The 19,785-nt window shown below is 34.3% G+C and carries 11 protein-coding genes; 2 read left to right on the plus strand and 9 right to left on the minus strand.

What is annotated here, in order from left to right; translation table 11 throughout:
- The first annotated feature begins 3 nt into the window (after positions 1–3).
- Both DFQ06_RS06115 and DFQ06_RS06120 read left to right on the plus strand, forming a co-directional pair.
- Positions 4–1,440, plus strand: a complete 1,437-nt coding sequence (locus DFQ06_RS06115) for an MFS transporter (RefSeq protein ID WP_133966691.1) — start codon at positions 4–6, stop codon at positions 1,438–1,440.
- Positions 1,441–1,460: 20 nt separating this feature from the next.
- Positions 1,461–2,498 carry a glycoside hydrolase family 43 protein gene (locus tag DFQ06_RS06120; RefSeq protein ID WP_133966692.1) on the plus strand — a complete coding sequence of 346 codons (1,038 nt, stop codon included), beginning with the start codon at positions 1,461–1,463 and terminating at the stop codon, positions 2,496–2,498.
- A gap of 115 nt (positions 2,499–2,613) precedes the next feature.
- Here DFQ06_RS06120 and DFQ06_RS06125 read toward each other — a convergent pair whose 3' ends face one another.
- The 9 genes from DFQ06_RS06125 to DFQ06_RS06165 all read right to left on the minus strand — a co-directional run bounded on the left by DFQ06_RS06125 (position 2,614) and on the right by DFQ06_RS06165 (position 19,321).
- Positions 2,614–3,366, minus strand: a complete 753-nt coding sequence (locus DFQ06_RS06125) for a ThuA domain-containing protein (RefSeq protein ID WP_081958663.1) — start codon at positions 3,364–3,366, stop codon at positions 2,614–2,616.
- Between the two features lie 10 nt (positions 3,367–3,376).
- Positions 3,377–4,666, minus strand: coding sequence for a sugar phosphate isomerase/epimerase family protein (locus tag DFQ06_RS06130; protein WP_133966694.1), 1,290 nt, complete (start codon positions 4,664–4,666; stop codon positions 3,377–3,379).
- The gene (locus tag DFQ06_RS06135; protein WP_133966695.1) at positions 4,666–5,748 is read right to left on the minus strand and encodes an endo-1,4-beta-xylanase; all 1,083 of its coding nucleotides are present in this window, start codon (positions 5,746–5,748) and stop codon (positions 4,666–4,668) included. Before DFQ06_RS06135 ends, DFQ06_RS06130 begins: the two co-directional genes overlap by 1 nt.
- A 137-nt stretch (positions 5,749–5,885) precedes the next feature.
- A complete protein-coding gene (locus DFQ06_RS06140) occupies positions 5,886–7,253 on the minus strand; it encodes an endo-1,4-beta-xylanase (protein ID WP_159140074.1) in 1,368 nt (455 codons plus the stop codon).
- A gap of 16 nt (positions 7,254–7,269) precedes the next feature.
- On the minus strand, positions 7,270–8,532 hold the full coding sequence (locus DFQ06_RS06145) for a carbohydrate binding domain-containing protein (protein WP_133966698.1): 1,263 nt from the start codon (positions 8,530–8,532) through the stop codon (positions 7,270–7,272).
- Positions 8,533–8,715: 183 nt separating this feature from the next.
- Positions 8,716–12,042 carry a VCBS repeat-containing protein gene (locus tag DFQ06_RS06150; protein ID WP_133966700.1) on the minus strand — a complete coding sequence of 1,109 codons (3,327 nt, stop codon included), beginning with the start codon at positions 12,040–12,042 and terminating at the stop codon, positions 8,716–8,718.
- A gap of 144 nt (positions 12,043–12,186) precedes the next feature.
- The gene (locus DFQ06_RS06155) at positions 12,187–13,680 is read right to left on the minus strand and encodes a RagB/SusD family nutrient uptake outer membrane protein (RefSeq protein WP_133966701.1); all 1,494 of its coding nucleotides are present in this window, start codon (positions 13,678–13,680) and stop codon (positions 12,187–12,189) included.
- 17 nt (positions 13,681–13,697) lie between these two features.
- Complete coding sequence (locus tag DFQ06_RS06160) at positions 13,698–16,697, minus strand: SusC/RagA family TonB-linked outer membrane protein (protein WP_042504554.1); 3,000 nt, start codon at positions 16,695–16,697, stop codon at positions 13,698–13,700.
- Between the two features lie 35 nt (positions 16,698–16,732).
- Positions 16,733–19,321, minus strand: a complete 2,589-nt coding sequence (locus DFQ06_RS06165) for a glycoside hydrolase family 3 protein (protein WP_159140073.1) — start codon at positions 19,319–19,321, stop codon at positions 16,733–16,735.
- Positions 19,322–19,785: the final 464 nt, after the last annotated feature.

The following is a 19,785-nucleotide window of genomic DNA, read 5'->3' on the forward strand; positions in this document are numbered from 1 at the left end:
GTTATGAGTTCTGATACACAAAAACTTTCAGTTAAAGAAAAAATAGGATATAGTTTAGGAGACCTAGCTGCCAATTTAGTATTTCAAACATTAGTTACCTATTTAGCTTTTTTCTATACTGATATTTATGGTCTTGAAGCCAATCATGCTTCAGCAATTATATTAAGTGTTGGCCTTGTTGCTGCTTTCGGGTTTAATCCAATTATTGGTGCTATTGCAGACAGAACAACTTCTAAATGGGGAAAGTTTAGACCATGGATTTTATGGACAGCAGTACCACTTGGAGTTGTGGCACTTTTAGCCTTTAGCACACCCAACTTTGAATATAAAGGCAAAGTTATTTATGCTGTTGTTACTTACACTTTATTACTTTTACTTTATGCTGCAAACAACTTACCATATTCAGCTTTAAGCGGGGTAATTACTGGCGATATGGGCGAACGAAATAGCATTTCTGCGTATCGTTTTGTTGCAGTAATGTTTGCACAATTTTTTGTGCAAGTATTTATGCTACCTATTATTGAATCTGCCGGAGGTGGTGATAAAGCAGTTGGAATAGAAATAGTAATGACGTGGCTTGCCTTTATAGGCACCATTATGTTGCTCATCACATTTTTCACTACGCGAGAGCGTATTGTCCCTAAGCCAGAACAAAAATCGAGTGTTAAGGAAGATTTATCCGATTTATTTAAAAACAAACCTTGGGTTATAACGTTAACCGTTACCACATTAGTTTTTGTTACTCTAGCCATGAAGGGAGGCTCTTATGTGTATTATTTTAAAAACTACGTAGATGCCGATAGATTAACAAGTTTTATAGGTCCGTTATTAGATTTTCTATCAAGTATTGGTGTAAATTTCTTTGGTGAAGATCCTGTATCTGCAGGGTTTGGATTATTCAACGCTGGTGGTATTATTTTCATGATAGTTGGTATTGGTTTATCTAAAAAATTAGCAGACAAATATGGAAAAAGAGATGTTTTTATGACGTTTTTATTTATTTCAACTTTGTTTATCATCTTCTTTTATTTCTTCTCTTCAACATCTGTAGAACTGATGTTTGCATCACAAATTTTACATGGTTTTTTCTATGGAATCACTATCCCGCTACTTTGGGCTATGATTGCCGATGTTGCAGATTATTCTGAATGGAAAACGAACCGTCGAGCAACAGCCATTATTTTCTCTGCAATGATGGTCGGTTTAAAAGGCGGCCTAAGCATTGGCTCTGCGCTTTTAGCCTACATTTTAGCAAGTTATGGTTATGATGCAGACCTTACGCAACAAACTGCCATTACAATTACAGGCACTAAAATGCTTGTAAGTATATATCCTGCAATTCCATTTTTACTAGGAGTAGGTTTACTTTTCTTTTATGAAATTAATAAGAAAATGGAAGTACAAATTGAAGCTGAACTAAAAGAACGAAGACAAAGTTAAAACTAACAAAACATAAAATTATGCCTGAAGAAAGTATCGAAAACATCAATTTTGATGACCTAAATAAGCGCGCTATTTCCCAACCATTGGTAACCAATATTTACACTGCTGATCCATCTGCCCATTTTTTTAACGGAAAAATATACATTTACCCATCTCACGATGTTGATGCTGGAGAAGCTTTTGACGATTTAGGAAGCCACTTCGCAATGGAAGACTATCATGTAATCTCAATGGATTCTATCGATAGTGAAGCCGTAGACCACGGTGTCGCTTTACACGTAGATGATGTGCCTTGGGCAAAAGAGCAAATGTGGGCTCCAGATGCCAATGAAAAAGACGGTACATATTATTTGTTTTTTCCTGCGAAAGCTCATGATGGCATTTTTAGAATTGGAGTCGCCACAAGCAACTCGCCTATAGGACCATTTAAAGCGCAACAAGAAGCTATTAAAGGCAGTTTTTCTATTGACCCTGCAGTTTTTAAAGATGACGACGGGAGTTACTACATGTATTTTGGTGGTCTTTGGGGCGGGCAATTACAGCGCTGGAGAAGTGGAGAATTTAATGCAGCTCAACCCGATAGCCCAACGGCATTTCTTCCTGAAGATAACGAACCTGCATTACTCCCTTATGTGGCAAAAATGACGGACGATTTATTAGAATTCAGCGAAAAACCAAAAGCTATAGAAATTTTAGATAAAAACGGAAACTTACTATTAGCTGGCGACAATAATCGTCGTTTTTTCGAAGCTGCCTGGTTACATAAATATAACGGTAAATACTATTTCTCTTATTCTACCGGAGACACGCATTTTATCTGCTACGCTATTGGAGACAGCCCCTATGGACCATTTACTTATGGCGGACGTATTTTAAATCCTGTAGTTGGTTGGACCTCTCACCACTCTGTTTGCAAAGTTGATAAAAAATGGTATTTATTTTATCATGATTCTAGTTTATCTAAAGGTGTAACGCATTTAAGGTCTGTTAAAGTTGCTGAAATCACACATAGAGAAGATGGAAGTATTGAGACCTTAACCCCTTATAAAGACTAATGTTTATTATGAAATAAGACTATAAATGAAATGGATTGTAAAGCGACTTATTGAGCATTACAATCCATTTTTATTTAATATGAAGTTTAACTAAAAACTTCAAACCTAAATTATTTCACTTACTAACCACCCAGTAGATCCCACCAAAAATATGATCTAAGAAATTTTTGTCTTTATACGATTCTGGTTTATGCCCTAAGGCTGTATAAAATGACTTTCCTCCTTCATAATATTGAAACCAAGAAATAGGGTGTATTTCTCCCATACCTTTTAACGGAATTTCATCATAACCTGCAGTAAAATTATAAGAAGCTTCATCAACAGTTAATACTATATTTAGTTTATCTAAATTCATATTTTCAAAATTATACCACTCATCACTACGTAACCATTTATTTGGCAAATGCCATGTTGCTGGAAAATCGGTGTTTTCAACCTTTACAATGGCAGCCTGTAATTTTGGATGATCAACAAATTTTGCGCCCACAAGGCCATCAAACCAAGTATTATCGTTTTCACCATCTGCTGTTCCATGTATACCAACAAAACCTCCACCACGTTTCATAAATGTTTTTAAAGCAACCATATGCTTTGTCTTCAAAGAATCGGCATTGGCATTCATAAATATTACTACATCATGTTCTGGTAATTTCTCGATAAGATCATTTGGTCGTTGTGTCCAATTAAATTTGAATTGATGTTCTTCTGCCATATCTTCAAAGGCCTGAATAGCAATAGGAATGCTATTGTAGTGCCAATCATCATGTTGGGTAAACAATAAAACACTAAACTGATCTTGAGCATTGGTTTTAATCATTGTAAGCATACATAGAGTTAATAAAAGATTCTTAATTGTAACAGGTTTCATAATCAAAGGTTTATTTTAATAATTCATAATAAATATATTCCCAAGCTAAACCAACACTAAACAACGGTGGAAAGCTATAATCTTCAACTTCAGATAAAATATATTGAACTCCAGATATTTTTTGATACTTAAATATATCTTCGAAATCTATTTTCCCGCTTTCTCCTAATTCTTTATAGTCTTTAACATGCCAACTAATAAATCGGTTAGGATAGGTTTCAAAATAATGAACAGGATTAACACCTGCGACATGCATCCAATAGATATCCGATTGAAAAAACACATATTCCGGATTTGTGTTTTGCAGAAAGTAATCGTAAACTCTTATACCTTCAACCATTAAAAATTCATCAGCATGATTATGAAAAATAAATTTTAAGTCATTGTCTTTACAAAGTTTTCCGATTTTATTATAATAATTACAATAATCTTGAAGCTCTTTAATTGTCTTAATACTTTTTATTTTACTATTTGAAGTTGAAAGATATTCGACACCCGCTTTTTTATGATCTTGTATAGCCTTATTCCACCAAAACTTGATTGCAACATCATCATTTTTATCTGCAGGATCAAAGAACGTCATAGAACCTAAAAACCTCATACCTGCTTTTTCAACTACAGCCTTAAACACTTCCGGAGTATAACCATAAAAACCCCCTTCTCTATACACAAAAGTTTCAACATAACTATACCCCATTCTACCTAATTGGATCAAAGTTTTTTCTGGATTTTTAAGCATATCATCATGCACCGAAACTAATTGAATACCTATATTCTTATTTTTAGGATTATGTTTGATGTATCTCGTTTTCCATAAATGTTTTTCATTATTATCAAAGCCTTCCAAAGTAACATCGGTATAATTATTAAAGTTAAAATTAACCGTCATGGTGTTATTTCCATTAAGATCTTTATCCTGCATGGTCCATTTTTTTTCTGAAGAAAACCTGCCTTTCCCTGTAAAAAAAGCACCTTCATTATTATGTCCGGCTGCAAAGACAGTATTCGTAACACGATCATAACCAATTATCTCCCTAAGTATTGATTCATATTTACTGGCACTATTTTTTTGCAAAACCGTTATGCTAAGCGAATTATTATTAAAATCACTTATACTGCTCATTTTCAAAGCCGGCAGTACTGCAACGCTATCTGTGCTAGAATTAATAGCACTTACCCATTGCCCAGAATATTGCCTTAATCTATCTTTTTGAGAAGAAATACTATAGTCTGTTTGCCCAAAACTGAACGTAGACATTAATACAGTCAATATCTTAATGATTCTATTTCTTGCTTTCATTACAATTCTTCTTTTAAACCTTCTAAAACTCCAAAATAAGCTGGTTTTGGTTGTAAATTATCATCGTAAATAGTTGGCCAATCGGTTATACTAAAAAAGCCATCTATCCAGGAGTCTCTATCTGTAAAATCCCAAAATGTAATGCCGTATTGTTGTGCTTTCGGTACAATGGAACGGTACATTATAACAAGGTTTTTATATTTTTCGGCTTGTGCCTTTTTCATATCATCGGTTAATTCAGTGTAAATTTGTTCACCGCCATATTGCGTATCATTATGTGTATTAAAAATAATATCAACTTCAGATAAATGAATTTTTAAACCTGTATCGGCTGCTTTCTTCAAGGCATTTGCAATCACCTCATCTGGAATATCCATACGGATATGCATTTGAAAACCTAAACCATGAATTGGAATATTTTTCTCCCTTAAATCTTCTATTAATTTAAGTGTTGCATTTAGTTTTAAAGTGTCTCGCTCAATATTAAAATCGTTATAAAACAAAACTGCATTTGGGTCGGCTTCATGGGCATAAGTAAATGCTTTAGCGATGTAATCTTTGCCCATAACGCTGTACCAGATGGTCTCTCTCATGGCTCCTCCTGCAGATTCAAATGCTTCGTTTACAACATCCCAGCCCGCGACTTTACCTTTATAGCGGCCTACATAAGTTGTTATATAATCTTTCATAAAACCGGCTAACCACAACGTATCTTTTAAAGCTTTCTCTTCTACCCATTTAGGTGTAGAACTGTGCCAAATTAAATTATGACCAAACAAACGTTGGTTATTATTTTGAGCGTAATTAAGAATACCATCTATTCTGCTCCAATTGTACACACCTTCGCTTTCTATGATTCGGTTCATTTTCATGTCGCTTGCAGAGGTTATGCTATTGAAGTTTGATTTTTGTAAATCTTGAAGCTCAAAATCGGCATTTAAAGTTTCAATTTTAATGGCGGTTCCTATTGGAAATTCCGCATTAGCTTTTAAGCCATTTTCTTTCTGTTTTTTATTACATGCATGCATAACTAGTAATAACAAGGTTACACAGGTAATTTTTAAGATTTTATTGAAAAGCATATTTTTATTATTTGTTGGTTACTTTCGTTTGTATGTTTTTTATCTCTAGACCTAAATACTTTAACTTTTTTATATAGAAAAGCCCTAAAATGCGGAACAACTTAGGGCTTTCTAACTAAAATATTAAATGATATTTATTACTCTAATCCTTCTAAAAACCCAGCATATGCAGGCTTTTTATTATAATCTTCGTCAAACATTAATGGCCACTCTGGAACACCCCAGAAATCTAACAACCATGACTCATTATCTCTTACACCCCAAACTGTTAATGCAAATTTATTATCCAACGGAATGGCATTATAAATTTGAACAACCTCTTTAAATTTGTCTTTCTGAGCATTTGCTCTATCTGAAGAAAGTGAAGTTAAACTGGTATCTTCTTCTGGGTTTGCTCTAATATCTAATTCTGCAAAGTGCAATTTTAAATTTCTAGATACTGTACCATCTGCAACAGCTTGAATATTGGCTGCGGAAGGCCCGTTGTAAGAAATATGCATTTGTGCACCTACACCATCAATTAAATCTCCCAACTCATCAACCAAGTTAAACATAGCTTGACGTTTTGTTGGGCTAGATGCCATGTTGTAATCGTTATAAAAAAGAATTACATCTGGGTCTGCATTTCTAGCAAACTGAAAACATTTTTTAATATAATCATCTCCCATTTTTTGTCTAAAAACTGAATTTCTTAACGGGTGCCCTGTACCATCTTCAAAAGCTTCATTCACAACATCCCAAGAACGTACCTTTCCTTTATAGTGATTTAAAGTTGTTGTAATATAATCTTCTACCATAGCTTCAAACTCTGCATCGGTTCCAGAAAAATTTTCTACCCAACTAGGTGTTGCATTGTGCCAAATTAAAGCGTGCCCATGCACATTCATATCATTTGCTTGAGCGAAACCTACAATGGCATCTCCTGCAGAAAAATCATAATTACCTTCTGATGGATACATAATATTCATCTTCATTTCATATTCCGAAGTCAAGTTATTAAACTCATTCTTTAGAATTTCTATATGCGTACCTCCTGCCGTAACATAAGGCGATCTTGTAATTGTACCTACCGAAAATGTAGTTGCTGCACCTTTTAAACTCGCTGTATTTACACTTCCACAAACGGCATTAAGACAAATACCTATTTCATCTACAATAATATCTTTACTAATGGTGTTTGTAATACCATCACTAGATACGGTAAGGCTAATAGTATATCTTCCTAGAGTATCGTAAGTCACCTCTTTTACTCCTGCTCCATCAGCAATAGCGCTAGAGCCATTTCCGTAATCCCAAACTCCGGTATATGGTAGGTAATATTCGGTTGTATTATTTAAAATAAGCACTTTTGGATCTGATGGTGATATTGTAAAATCGAACGATGCTTGTATAGCATCTGGAAGTTCGGTTGGTCCAAATGTTGGAGAATCATCTGAAGAATTAGAACAGCTAAAAGCCATAAATAATAAGACCAAACGAATTATATATTTAAATGTGTTTTTCATAGTTTTTTCGTTTTGTTTAGTTTTTAACAACTTTAATTGCATCTATTAAAAATGTTCCTTTTGTTTTCCCCATATCTAAAGCTATAGAAGATGTATCTGAATTTGCTGTAAATGTCCAAGCATATTTTGTCCATTCTGCAGATGCGATATAACCACCAGCATATTGTTCGGTACTATTTGCACCTGGATTAGTAGAATATCTAACAGAAACAGCATCGCCTTTAATCCATAGTGATACGGTGTAGTCTGCTCCATTCTCGGTTGCAAAACCATCACTTACCATTTGAGCTTCCCATTCATTACCATCGACGCCGTTATTAACTCTAAGCGCTCTAGAACCACTTAAAACATCTACAGTTTCTTGAGTCATTCTATCTGCTCCATTGTTTTGACTCCAATTGGTAAAATCATTTTCTTCACCTGCTTCTAAATCACCGTTTAATAATTCGCTATCATTAGAAGGTAATGGCAAGGCAACTTCGCCTTTTACAACCTCAACAGCATCTATTATAAATGTTCCTTTTGTTTTTCCCATATCTAGTGCTAATAAGGTTGTTGCAGAGTTTGCTATAAAGGTCCAAGAGTATTGAGCCCAATCGGAAGTTGCGGTGTAATTACCAGCATACTGATCGCCACCAACTCCAGGGTTTGTAGAAAAACGGATTGAAACAGGAGAACCTTTAATCCAAACAGAAGCAGTATATTTTTCACCATCTACGGTAGGAAATGCATCTGAAACTAATTGAGTTTCCCATTCGTTACCATCAACATCATTGTTAATTTTTACAGCTCTAGAACCTACTAATGGTTCGCTGCGTTCTTCCGTCATTCTATCGGCTCCATTATTTCTACCCCAATTAGTAAAATCATTACCTTCACCTTCTCCAAAATAACCATTAGCTAACAAATTCTCAGGATTTATTAAATGACGAATGTCTGATGGCGGTGGCAAGGTTACCGTAATATTTTGACTTGTATGTAAGTTTGTTAAAGTACTTACCATAGTTAATTTTACTGTTTTAGAACCTGAACTTTTATACTCATACACTAACGGGCCATTTTGATCGATTACTTTAGAACCTCCAACTTCAAATTCCCAAAAGCTATAAAACTCTTCTTTATTTGGTGTTGTATTTTCGAATGTAAAAAAGCCAGACTCTCCTTCTGGAGCAGTTACTGTAAATTGTGGTTGTGTTAGTTCTATAACCGCATCGTCATCAGAACATGACCAAAACGCCAGACTTAAACATAAAAAACTTAAAATTTTAGTTGTTTTCATAATTGTTTTAATTAGTTTATTTAGTTATCGATATGTTTTCAACTATAAAAAAGTAACCTGAAATATTTTTTTAATTGAATCCATATTTTTGATACTCAAATTTATTCTTTAGCCATCTTTTTGAGTATAATAAATGTAGCGATGAATGACAAAATTGTTGCTTTTTATAGTAAAACCAACGTTCTACCTCACTTTTACAACATCCAACGAATCGTTATTTTTAGCAATCAAAATATAGGTTTCATTTTTTACTGCTATGCTTTGCATATCTTTTGAATCTCCAGTAACAAAAAAGCCAGACTGATTAGCAGACATAGCCTTAAATTCACCTTGTCCATTTCCCTTTAAAAGTAATCCATGACTAGCATCATTTCGTGGTGTTTCAACTTCAGACACATATAAGTTACCTACTAAAAGGGCATCTAAATGCGTGTCTTTATCAAAATCTTTTACTATTATTTTATTGATACTAGATACCTGAGCATCTATAGGTAATTGATGCGTAACAAAATGGTCGTTTTTATTTTCTAAATACACACTGGCAAAAGATTTTACGCTGTAATGCAACGACGACTCTAAAGCTTTTTCTGTGTAAACATCTACCAAAGTAGCCTGAGAAAAAGTTTCGTAATTTTTAAATTTACTTTTAATACGAGGTATTTGTTGAGATGAACACGACCTACCACGAACTGGGTATTGCTTGCCTTTATTGAAGTAGCTTAAAACAATATCGGTTTTGTGGTTATTATCAAAATCGTTAACAAAAATATCGAAGGTTTCGTTTTCTGTGGCTTTATATTTATAATTTAAGCCATTGTTGCCGAGTATATAATCCATATCACCATCGTTATCAAAATCTCCTGCTTCAATACTCCACCACCAACCTGTAGTATCTTTACTTAACCCCATGGTTTCCGATACGTCTTCAAAACCAGTTTTTATATTTTTATAAATCTTTATAGGCATCCACTCGCCTACTAAAATAACATCTGGCCAAGAATCGCTATTAAAATCGGTGATAACAGCGCTTGTAGCCATTCCTATATTTTCGAATACTTTGGAGTAACTTTCTTCAAATAAATTAAATTTTGGACTGCCTTTTTCTCCAACATTTTTTAATACATAAGAAGAAACTGGCATTGGATATTTACCTGGTATTTGCCTACCTAAAACCAATAAATCGTCCTTTCCATCTTTATCAAAATCTGCATTATAAACTTTAGATCCACTTACTAAAAACTCAGGTAAAACTTCAGGTTTTGCTCGTATAAAGTTTCCAACTCCATCATTAATATACAATCTATCTTGTAGTAATTTTGGTTGCGTAGCAAACTCATAACCGCCACTTACTATATACAAATCGTTATCATTATCTTTGTCTGCATCAAAAATGAGTGCGCTAATATCTTCATAGCTTTTATCTTCTAGCAATGCCTTTATAGATTGCTGCTCAAAAACACCTTCTTTATTCTGAAAATACATAGCTCCAGAATTTTCGTGAGATCCTCCAATAAAATAATCGTCCAAACCGTCTTCATTTAAATCACCTACAGCCAAAGCAGGGCCAAACGCCGACATTTTGTGAGGCATTAAAACTTGATGTTCAAAATCATCAAAATTATTTTCAACGTGTTTATGTTTTGGAAAAGGACTTTCTGAGGCTTTAGAAAATATTTTTTGATAGCTATCCGTTTCTATGTTATTCTTTACTTCAACTATGGCATCAGCATAACTCAATACTAATTCTTGATTTGCTTTTAGATTTTTTAATTGCTGAATTTTTCCATCGGGCCAAACCACTTTTAGGGCTTCTATATCCCTTTGTTTGCCTAATCCAAAATGTAATATTGGTGCTACGGAAGATTCAAAGCCCCGAGTAAGCGTAAGCTCTTGCATTTGAGTTTTATTCGCCGTTGTGATATAAACGCGCGCTCCCAAACCGAAAGCATTTGCTTTTTCCCCCTTAAATGAAACCATTAAATAATTATTGATTTCGGAGCTTTTGTTTTCAAAAACGGAAGCATAGTCGTCAATATTATTTGTCACAATTTCTAAATCGCCATCATTATCTAAATCTGCATAAATTATACCGTTAGAGAAGCCTTCGCACTCAATACCCCAATCTTTATTAACACGTTTAAAATTGAAATCACCTTTGTTTTGATACATGTAATTATCTAATTTCTCTGAAGGAATTTGTTCAACTAAATAAAGGACAGAATCGTTTGCAACCTTAAGTTCTTCTAAATTATTAAAAAAATCATTATTATGAATCTCTCTTCGTGAACCGTTAGAAATGTATAAATCTTTGAACCCATCGTTATCAAAATCAGCAAACAGTGGTCCCCAACTCCAATCTGTAGAAGATACTCCTGCTAATCTTGAAATATTAGAAAAATGAGGAATTCCATTCTGGTAAACTCCCGAATTAACTTGCATACAGTTTTGCATGTATTGGGTTTGAAATCCCGCATTTTCAATATTGGTGAACAACTGCGGATTCATGCTAGACATGTTTGCTTTTTGTCTTTTATTATCTTCCGCATCCATATCTGCTTGAAAAATATCGAGATTTCCGTCGTTATTAAAATCCGAAATATCGGCACCCATACCATAAAACGCTGTGTGCGATGTCGCTTGTTTTATAACCTCGCTAAACGTACCATCTTTTTGATTTAAAAACATTAAATCTGGTGAATCAAAATCGTTAGACACATAAATATCTGGCCAAGAATCGTTGTTTAAATCGCCAACTGTAGCACTTAATGTTAATCCGAAATTTATAATACCTGCTTCTTCCGATACATCGGTAAACGTGTTACCATCATTTCTATATAAATGATCGGATTCAATAGCTTTTACATTTCGCATATTCTGTTGATATACAAAGGTTGGCGAACCAAATTTTGTTGGCGGATAATTGGCTACATACACATCCAGATCTCCATCTTTATCATAATCGAAAAATGTTGCTTGTATACTATGGCTAGCATCATCCAATCCATAAGCAGTTGCACTTTCGGTAAACGTATCATCTTGATTATTGATGAATAATTGATTGTTTCTAGGTTCAAACTTCCCGCTTACGGAACAATAAATATCTAAAAACCCATCGTTATTAATATCTACCATAGTTGTGCCTGTATACCACCTTTGATCTCCAGAAACACCTGCTTTAGTTGTAATATCTTCAAAGTTTAAACCACCTTTATTTAAGTACAATTTATTCTCTGCTTGATTGCCTGTAAAAAACAAATCTATTAAACCATCATTATTAATATCTCCAGCAGAAACGCCTGCTCCCATATACATGTAAGCATAAGTAAAGTAGTTTAACTTATCTGTTTCACTAAGTGTATTTTTAAAATCTATTCCTGATTTTGAAACCTCAACTGAAGAAAAAATTTTACCATCTATAGATTTCACCTGTGCTTTCTCTTTGGAACAACTAATAAGTATTACAAAGCAAATTACACTTACTACATATGCTTTTAAATATCTGATTTCCATTTATTAATTTTTAATGGTTGATAATAAAATTCTAAAACATCTTTATTTTTACAAACGTTTTTTAAAGTTAAAAAGCAGCACAATTACATTGTGCTGCTTTTATCCAACTTAAAAAACTATCACTAAACTAATTCTAAACTATTTTTAATATCCTGGATTTTGGTCTGCTACTGTAACGTTTGGATTTGTTGCAATTTCCTTATCTGGTATTGGCCAAAGCTCATGTTTACCAGCTTGAAAATTAGTACCTGCTAACTCTGTAGATGCGATGCCCCAACGAATCATATCATCAAAACGTACTTGCTCTCCACTTAACTCTACTTTACGCTCGTGCACAATAGCATCGAACACAGCCGATTTAGAAAGCGAAGTAGATAAAGGATCTAAATCTGCACGTGCTCTAACTTCATTAATATACCCAACAGCAGTTGCTTGAGAACCGCCTGGTCTTTCATTTTCACATTCGGCCATCATTAATAACACATCTGAGTAACGAATTACTTTCGGGTTAATTCCAGATTCCTGCACCTCACTAACTTGCTTGTAATAATTTTGATATTTTTTCCAAGCAATAGGGCGAATATCTCCACTATTTTCAGCAAAATCTCCTTCTACAAAAGTATTAGCGCCATTGTTGTATGTATCTCCAACAAAGTAAAAACTACCTTCAATTCTGTTATCTCCAGGTTCAAATTCGGCCACTAAATCATCTGATGGATATACGTTAAACCAATCTAACACACCATAATCTTGACCTCTATAAGTCGCATGATTTTTACCAAAACCAGCAACAAGACTAGACCATTTGTCTCCTGTTCCTAAAGATAAATCGTATTGAATTTCCCAAACGGACTCTATACCATTTTCTGTTTCTTCTTTAAAATTATCGTAGTAATCAGACTCTAATTCGTATCCTGACATTTTCTTAAAAGAATTTAAAGCTAGTTCATATTCTTTTTGGTATAATAATGCTTTTCCTAAAAATGCTTGCGCAGCTCCTTTTGTAGCACGACCAGTTTCTTCTTGAGATTTTGGTAATAAGTTTGCTGATGCAAAAGTTAAATCTTCAATAATTTGATTCATTACATCGGCTTTTGGGCTCAATGGTTTTCCTTCTGGTTGTGTAAAATCACCGTTTCTTAAAGGCACATTACCAAATCTATTTACTAATAACCAGTAATATTGCGCTCTTAAAAATTTAGCTTCTGCCATAAATTTAGCCTTTGTAGCAGTCGACAATTCGTTTTCTGGAATCTTATTTATAGTAGCTTCATTACCTATAACAAAGTTTGCTTTGTTTATGCCTCTAAAACAACTGTCCCAATATTCTGCAATTTGTCCGTTAGTGGAATCGAACGAGAAATCGTAAAATGTAATTTTATCGGCCTCTTGCTGTCCGTTTGGAGATTGCTCATGAGACATATTATCCATCATATACCAAATTAATCTACCATATAATGAAATGGTTTGTAGGTTAGCATAAGCAGCATTTACTGCAGATTCTACTTGAGTTTCTGTAGCGAAGAAAGTTTCGGGAGACAGTTGATTAGGGTTGGCTAATTCGAACTCGCTCTCTGAACAGGAATTCACTATAAATATCCCGAACAGTGCTGTAAGTATTAATTTATATGTTTTCATAATTTATTTCTTTTTTATTAAAATGATACTTGAAGTCCTAAAATAACAGATTTAGGTTGTGGATAAAGTCCACGGTCTATTCCAAATTCTTGATTTCCTTGTCCTATTTCTGGATCTAATCCGCTGTAATCCGTTAAGGTGATTAAGTTTTGGGCACTTACATATAATCTCAACTTTGAAAAATAATTTTCGAATACACCGTCGGTAAACGTATAACCTAAGCTAATGTTCTTTAACCTTGTAAACGATCCGTCTTCAATATATCTATCTGAAACACTATGGTTTTGCGGTGCTCCTGGCACTCTTGGTTGTGTTGTAGATGGATTAGTTGGTGTCCAACTATCTAGTAATACTTTACTTCCATTAAATAATCTATTGGCACCAGCTTCTAAATCGTATTTGTTAGTGTTATAAATATCAACACCTTCTATACCTGTGATGTATAAATTTAAATCGAAGTTTTTATAATTAGCACTTAAGTTTAATCCATAAGTAAAGTCTGGATAAGGGTTTGCCAAAATATCGCGATCTTCAGAAGTAATGTCTCCATCTCCATTTAAATCTTTATACCTAACATCTCCAGGTTGTACTGTAGTTTGCCCTGGATTTGATGTAAATACCGCTGCTACCTCTTCTGGAGTTTGGTAAATACCATCGCTTACTAAACCATAAAAATGAAATAACGATTCGCCAACCGTAGTTCTAGAAATGTTTCCTTTACCATCTTTCATGGCTGCACCTTCAAAAGCATCTAAGCTTCCTAAACTTAAAACTTCGTTTCCACTAGTTCCTAAATTTAAATTCGCCGACCATGTAAAATCCCCTTCATAATCATTAAATCCTAAAGCTAACTCTACACCACTAGTTTCTACCGAACCAACGTTTGCCGTGATGTTTCCGGCATTAATACCATTAGATAATGGTGCTGGTAAGCTTAATAATAAATCGTCACTTTGGTTTCTATAATATTCTAAACTTGCAGTAAACTGCCCATTATTTAAACCAAAATCTAAACCAACATTAAACATGGTAGTTTCCTCCCATTTTAAATCCGGATTTGCGCCACCATTTGCAGTTACACCTGCTCCATTACCATCGCCTAATGGGTACTCAAAATTACCCGTTAACGTGGCACTGTATAAATAGTCTCCAATATTATCGTTACCAACTACACCGTAACTTGCTCTAAGTTTTAAATTACTAACATTAGAATCGTCTAAAAAGTTTTCTTTAGCAATATTCCAACCTAAAGAAGCCGATGGAAATGTTCCCCAACGATTGTTTGCACCAAATCTTGAAGAAGCATCTCTTCTAATAGAAGCAGATAAAATATATTTATCTTCAAAGTTATAATTAACCCTTCCTAAATAACCTAATCTATTGGTTTCACTAGAACCACTTCCAATAGATGGCGTTGTGGCACCAAATTGAACTAACTCGTTTGTAATTAAGTTTCTTGCACTTCCACCAAAATTTGTACTCTTGTTCTCTGTTTTTTCAGCAAGTGCTAATAATTCTAAATTATGCTTTTCAGCAATAGTTGTACTGTAACTTAAACTGTTTGTAAAAATTAAAGTTTGCCCTTGAGTATGACTTCTACCATACTCGGCATAGTTTTGAGCATGTGTACTACTACCGTCAACACTATCATCACTAAATGATGGCGTAAATGTGTTTCCATCAAACGTAAAATAATCTAAACCAACTTGTGTTTTATAATTTAAACCTTCAATAATCTCTAAATCGGCATATAAGTTACCGATAACGCTTAACGTTTTGTTAATGCTTGTAGGGTGTGTTTGAATACGTACTGGGTTTTCAGCATCTTGTCCATCTGCAGATGAAGAAGGCCCTTGAAAACCGCCATCGTTATTAGAGTTATAAACGGGTAAATACGGAGCCGCTTTAATAGCATGAGTAATTAAAGAACGTCCACCACCCGATAATTCTGGGTTTTGTTTTCCAAACGAAAGCGCCATAGACTCACCTACTTTTAATTTACCGATATTAACAGAACTGTTTGCTCTAAACGAATAACGCTCAAAGCCTGTGTTAACAATAATTCCTTCTTGTTTTAAATATTCCGCAGAAAAATATTGAGAACTTTTATCGGTTCCCGCAGAATAGTTTAAACTATGATTTTGCATCATTCCTGTTCTAAATATCTCATCTTGATAGTTTGTATTTATTTTATACGTAGATAATGGTCTGTTTGGAAAAACTCCTAAATTACCTGCATGTTGCAAATACTCAATGGTATTCATGGTGTTGTAACGTTTCGTGTTTTGTTGAAACCCCGTATACGTATTGAATGATAGTTGGCTTTTACCACTTTTTCCTTTTTTAGTTGTTACCAAAACCACACCATTAGAACCACGTGCTCCATAAATAGCAGTAGTAGATGCATCTTTTAAAATAGATACATTCTCGATATCGTTAGGGCTTATTCCAGATAAATTACCAACAATAACACCATCTATAACATATAATGGCGAGTTGTTACCAAAAGTACCTAAACCTCTAATCAAAACTACTGGACTAGAACCTGGAACACCACCGTTTACAACAGTAATTCCTGGTGCACGCCCCTGAAGTGCAGACTCTGCATTAGTTACTGGTAAAGCCGACATTTCTTCAGCATCTACCGTAGAAACGGCTCCTGTTACCGTGGCTCTACTCTGCTTTCCGTAACCAACTACAACAATAGCTTCTAGTGCTTCTAGAGATTCTTCTAAAGTTATTTTTAATGTATTTTGATTACCTACAGTTAGCGTTTTAGTAGCCATACCAACGTAACTTACTGTAATTTGATCTCCTATATTTACGTTTTTCAAAGAAAAATTACCATCGAAATCTGTAGATGCTCCATTTGTGGTACCCAAAACAATTACAGACACACCAGGTAAAGGCATACCTCCAGTATCTGAAACTGTACCGCTTATGGTTTTTGCTTGTGAAAAGGCATTTTGCATGCAGAACATAGCAAGCAACATACCCAAAAGTTTAAACTTCATCATATTAAATAGTTTAAGTTAATTAATTAGTTATTTATTTAGTTTGTTAATAATACTCTTTTTTTTAAAACAGATGTAGAACTCGCATCGGCAACACCAGTAAAATTTGGTTGTTTACCTCCTACACTTAGCAATACATTTCCCGGTTCTAATATTTTTTTCCCTTTAGAACTAACCCAAGCATACTGTTCAGCATCTAATTTATAATTTAAGGTTTTAGTCTCTCCAGCAGCTAGATGCACTCTATCAAAACTAACCAAAGTTCTAATTGCGTTTTGCTCTTGTTTATCTAAATGTGTTAAATAAATTTGAACCACATCATCGCCTGCAACTTTACTTATATTTTTTATTTCAACTGAAACATTAATAGCATCTTTAAGCGTTACTTGATCTGCTATTTTTAGGTTTGAATATTCGAAATTTGAATAACTTAGTCCGTGACCAAAAGGAAATAAAGGATCTCCTTTAAAATATTTATACGTTCTATTCTCCATGTTATAATCTTTAAAATCTGGTAAATCTGTTACCGATTTATAAAAGGTTACCGGAAGTTTCCCTCCAGGATTATAATCACCAAACAAAACATCGGCAATAGCTTTTCCTCCAAATTCTCCAGGATACCAAGCTTCTAAAATTGCAGGAACATTTTCGGCTGCCCAATTTACAGCTAACGCACTCCCATTCATTAAAACAACAATAGTTGGTTTTCCGGTTGCATGCACCTTTTTCATTAATTCTATTTGGTTTTTAGGTAATGAAATTTCAGAGCGGTCACCTTTATCGAAACCTTCTAATTTCACTTCCATTTCTTCGCCTTCAATTTCTGGTGAAAGCCCTAAAAACAATATGGCAACATCGGCCTTATTAACCGCCTCTATAGCTGGAGTTATTAAGTCTTCATCTAATTTGGCCCAAAGCAAATGTGCTTGCGGATCGGACAATACGTTGTTATACTCTATTTTAATATTGTATGATTTATCGTTTTCTAAAACCGTATCGAAATACTTTGTTTTTGGCTCATATTCTGCACTAAACTCGAAATAAAGTGAATCGTTTATAAACAATTTAGCAAAACTACTTGCCTTTAAACCTATTCTGTATGCACCACTTTCGGTTGGTTTTAATGCTCCTGTCCAACGAACCGAAAAGTTATCAGATTTTAAATCGTTAATAGGGCGTTTTGGCGTCCAAACAAAATTGATAATACTATCTACCCTTGTAAACTCAGGCTCACCTTTAAAAATGTTATTACTAAAGTACTCTCCTTTTAAACCTGCTTCGCCTTCGCTTTTGAGTTCCGAATTAGGAATAGGTGTTAAAGTGGACCATCCCGTAGCAATATCACTACCCAAAGCATAATGTATTTCCGTATTAGGTAATTTCGACTTTATAGCTTTTAAAGGAGTAATAAACTGGTTTGGCGTACCATGATAATTCCCTAATAAAGCTTGTGTAGAATTTGCATTAGGACCTATTATAGCAACGGATTTTAAATCTTTACTAAGTGGTAATGTTTCGTTTTCATTCTTAAGCAACACCATAGATTCCTTAGCCACTTTTTCCGACAGTGCAAAATGCGCTTCGCTTACTACAACATCATAAGGAATGTTTGCCCATTTTACATGTTCTGGAGCATCAAACATACCTAATTTAAAACGTGCTAAAAACAGTTTTTTTACAGCAGCACCAATAGCTACCTCATCTACCAATTCTTTTAAAACAGCATCGCTAAGACTAGGGTCGTAAACATTTCCGCAATTTAAATCTGTGCCGTTATTTAACGCCATAGCCGCCGCTTCTGCTGGTGTTTCTACAACGCCATGATGTTCGGCTTGCCAAAAATCGTTTATCGCCCAACAATCGGATACTACATAACCATTGAAACCCCAGTCGTCGCGAAGAATTTTTCGTAATAGCATATCGCTACCACAGCATGGCACATCTCTATATCTATTATACGCACACATTACGGAATAGACATTCGCTTCCTTAACGGCTGCCTTAAATGCTGGCAAATACGTTTCGTATAAATCTTTATTATTCGTTTGGTAGTTATCTTGGTGTCTCGATTTCTCCGGACCACTGTGTACAGCAAAATGCTTAGCTGTAGCAACTACTTTCAAGTATTTATCATCATCGCCCTGTAAGGCATTAATGTAATTAACACCAATTTTACTGGTTAAAAATGGATCTTCACCATAAGTTTCTTGACCTCTACCCCAACGCGGATCTCTAAAAATATTGATATTGGGTGTCCAAAATGTTAAACCTTGGCCCATGCGTCTTTTACCCTCTTTTATAAACTGATGATGCTTAGCTCTAGCTTCATCTGAAACTGCTGTTCCCATTTCAAAAATTAAACCTGGATTCCATGTTGCCCCCATACCTATAGCTTGAGGAAAAACAGTTGCTTCTCCCGCTCTAGCAACACCATGTAAACACTCGTTCCACCAATTGTATTCAGGAATACCTAACCGTTCTATTGCTGGAGCATCATATCTTAATTGAGATATTTTTTCTTTTAAAGTTAAACGCGATACTAAATCGTTAACACGTGCTTCTGTAGAAAGCGATTCATCTTGAAATTGAAAAGCAACCTCTTTTTTGTTAGAGTTACAAAAATTCAAGACACATGTCAATATTACAACAAAAGCTATGTTATAATATTTAATGTTCAATATGTTAAGTTTAGTTATTAGCATATATAATTTGCGTTTAAAAGAAACTGAATATCATAACCAAAATGAAAAGCATAAAACAGACCAGTAAAATTTCTGCTAAAAGTTTTAATAGGGTTTTGCGATGTTTCATTTTGAAATTCAATAATTATGAAATCAAATATACTTGACGAATCACTTTTTTGATAGAACGCATTAAGCAAACAATGAGAATTTTGTTGCGATTACCCCTATAAACACATGTTTTACAACATTTTACACAAAAGATGCAACATCTATTACAAAACAGCCTTGATGTTAAAACATTGATATACTTAAAATAAGGCAGCTAGAAATATTAAGATTGAATACGTTTAGCACAGATTATAATGTATAAAAAAACACATAAAAACTATGCTTTTACAAGCTGCTTT

It is taken from the genome of Algibacter lectus (assembly GCF_004368925.1).
Taxonomy (GTDB): Bacteria; Bacteroidota; Bacteroidia; order Flavobacteriales; family Flavobacteriaceae; genus Algibacter; species Algibacter lectus.

Coding starts and splice junctions, on each gene's coding strand:
- DFQ06_RS06125 (WP_081958663.1), bottom strand. CDS start 3,366: ATGAAACCTGTTACAATTAAGAATCTTTTATTAACTCTATGTATGCTT.
- DFQ06_RS06155 (WP_133966701.1), bottom strand. CDS start 13,680: ATGAAAACATATAAATTAATACTTACAGCACTGTTCGGGATATTTATA.
- DFQ06_RS06150 (WP_133966700.1), bottom strand. CDS start 12,042: ATGGAAATCAGATATTTAAAAGCATATGTAGTAAGTGTAATTTGCTTT.
- DFQ06_RS06130 (WP_133966694.1), bottom strand. CDS start 4,666: ATGAAAGCAAGAAATAGAATCATTAAGATATTGACTGTATTAATGTCT.
- DFQ06_RS06135 (WP_133966695.1), bottom strand. CDS start 5,748: ATGCTTTTCAATAAAATCTTAAAAATTACCTGTGTAACCTTGTTATTA.
- DFQ06_RS06145 (WP_133966698.1), bottom strand. CDS start 8,532: ATGAAAACAACTAAAATTTTAAGTTTTTTATGTTTAAGTCTGGCGTTT.
- DFQ06_RS06120 (WP_133966692.1), top strand. CDS start 1,461: ATGCCTGAAGAAAGTATCGAAAACATCAATTTTGATGACCTAAATAAG.
- DFQ06_RS06115 (WP_133966691.1), top strand. CDS start 4: ATGAGTTCTGATACACAAAAACTTTCAGTTAAAGAAAAAATAGGATAT.
- DFQ06_RS06140 (WP_159140074.1), bottom strand. CDS start 7,253: ATGAAAAACACATTTAAATATATAATTCGTTTGGTCTTATTATTTATG.
- DFQ06_RS06160 (WP_042504554.1), bottom strand. CDS start 16,697: ATGATGAAGTTTAAACTTTTGGGTATGTTGCTTGCTATGTTCTGCATG.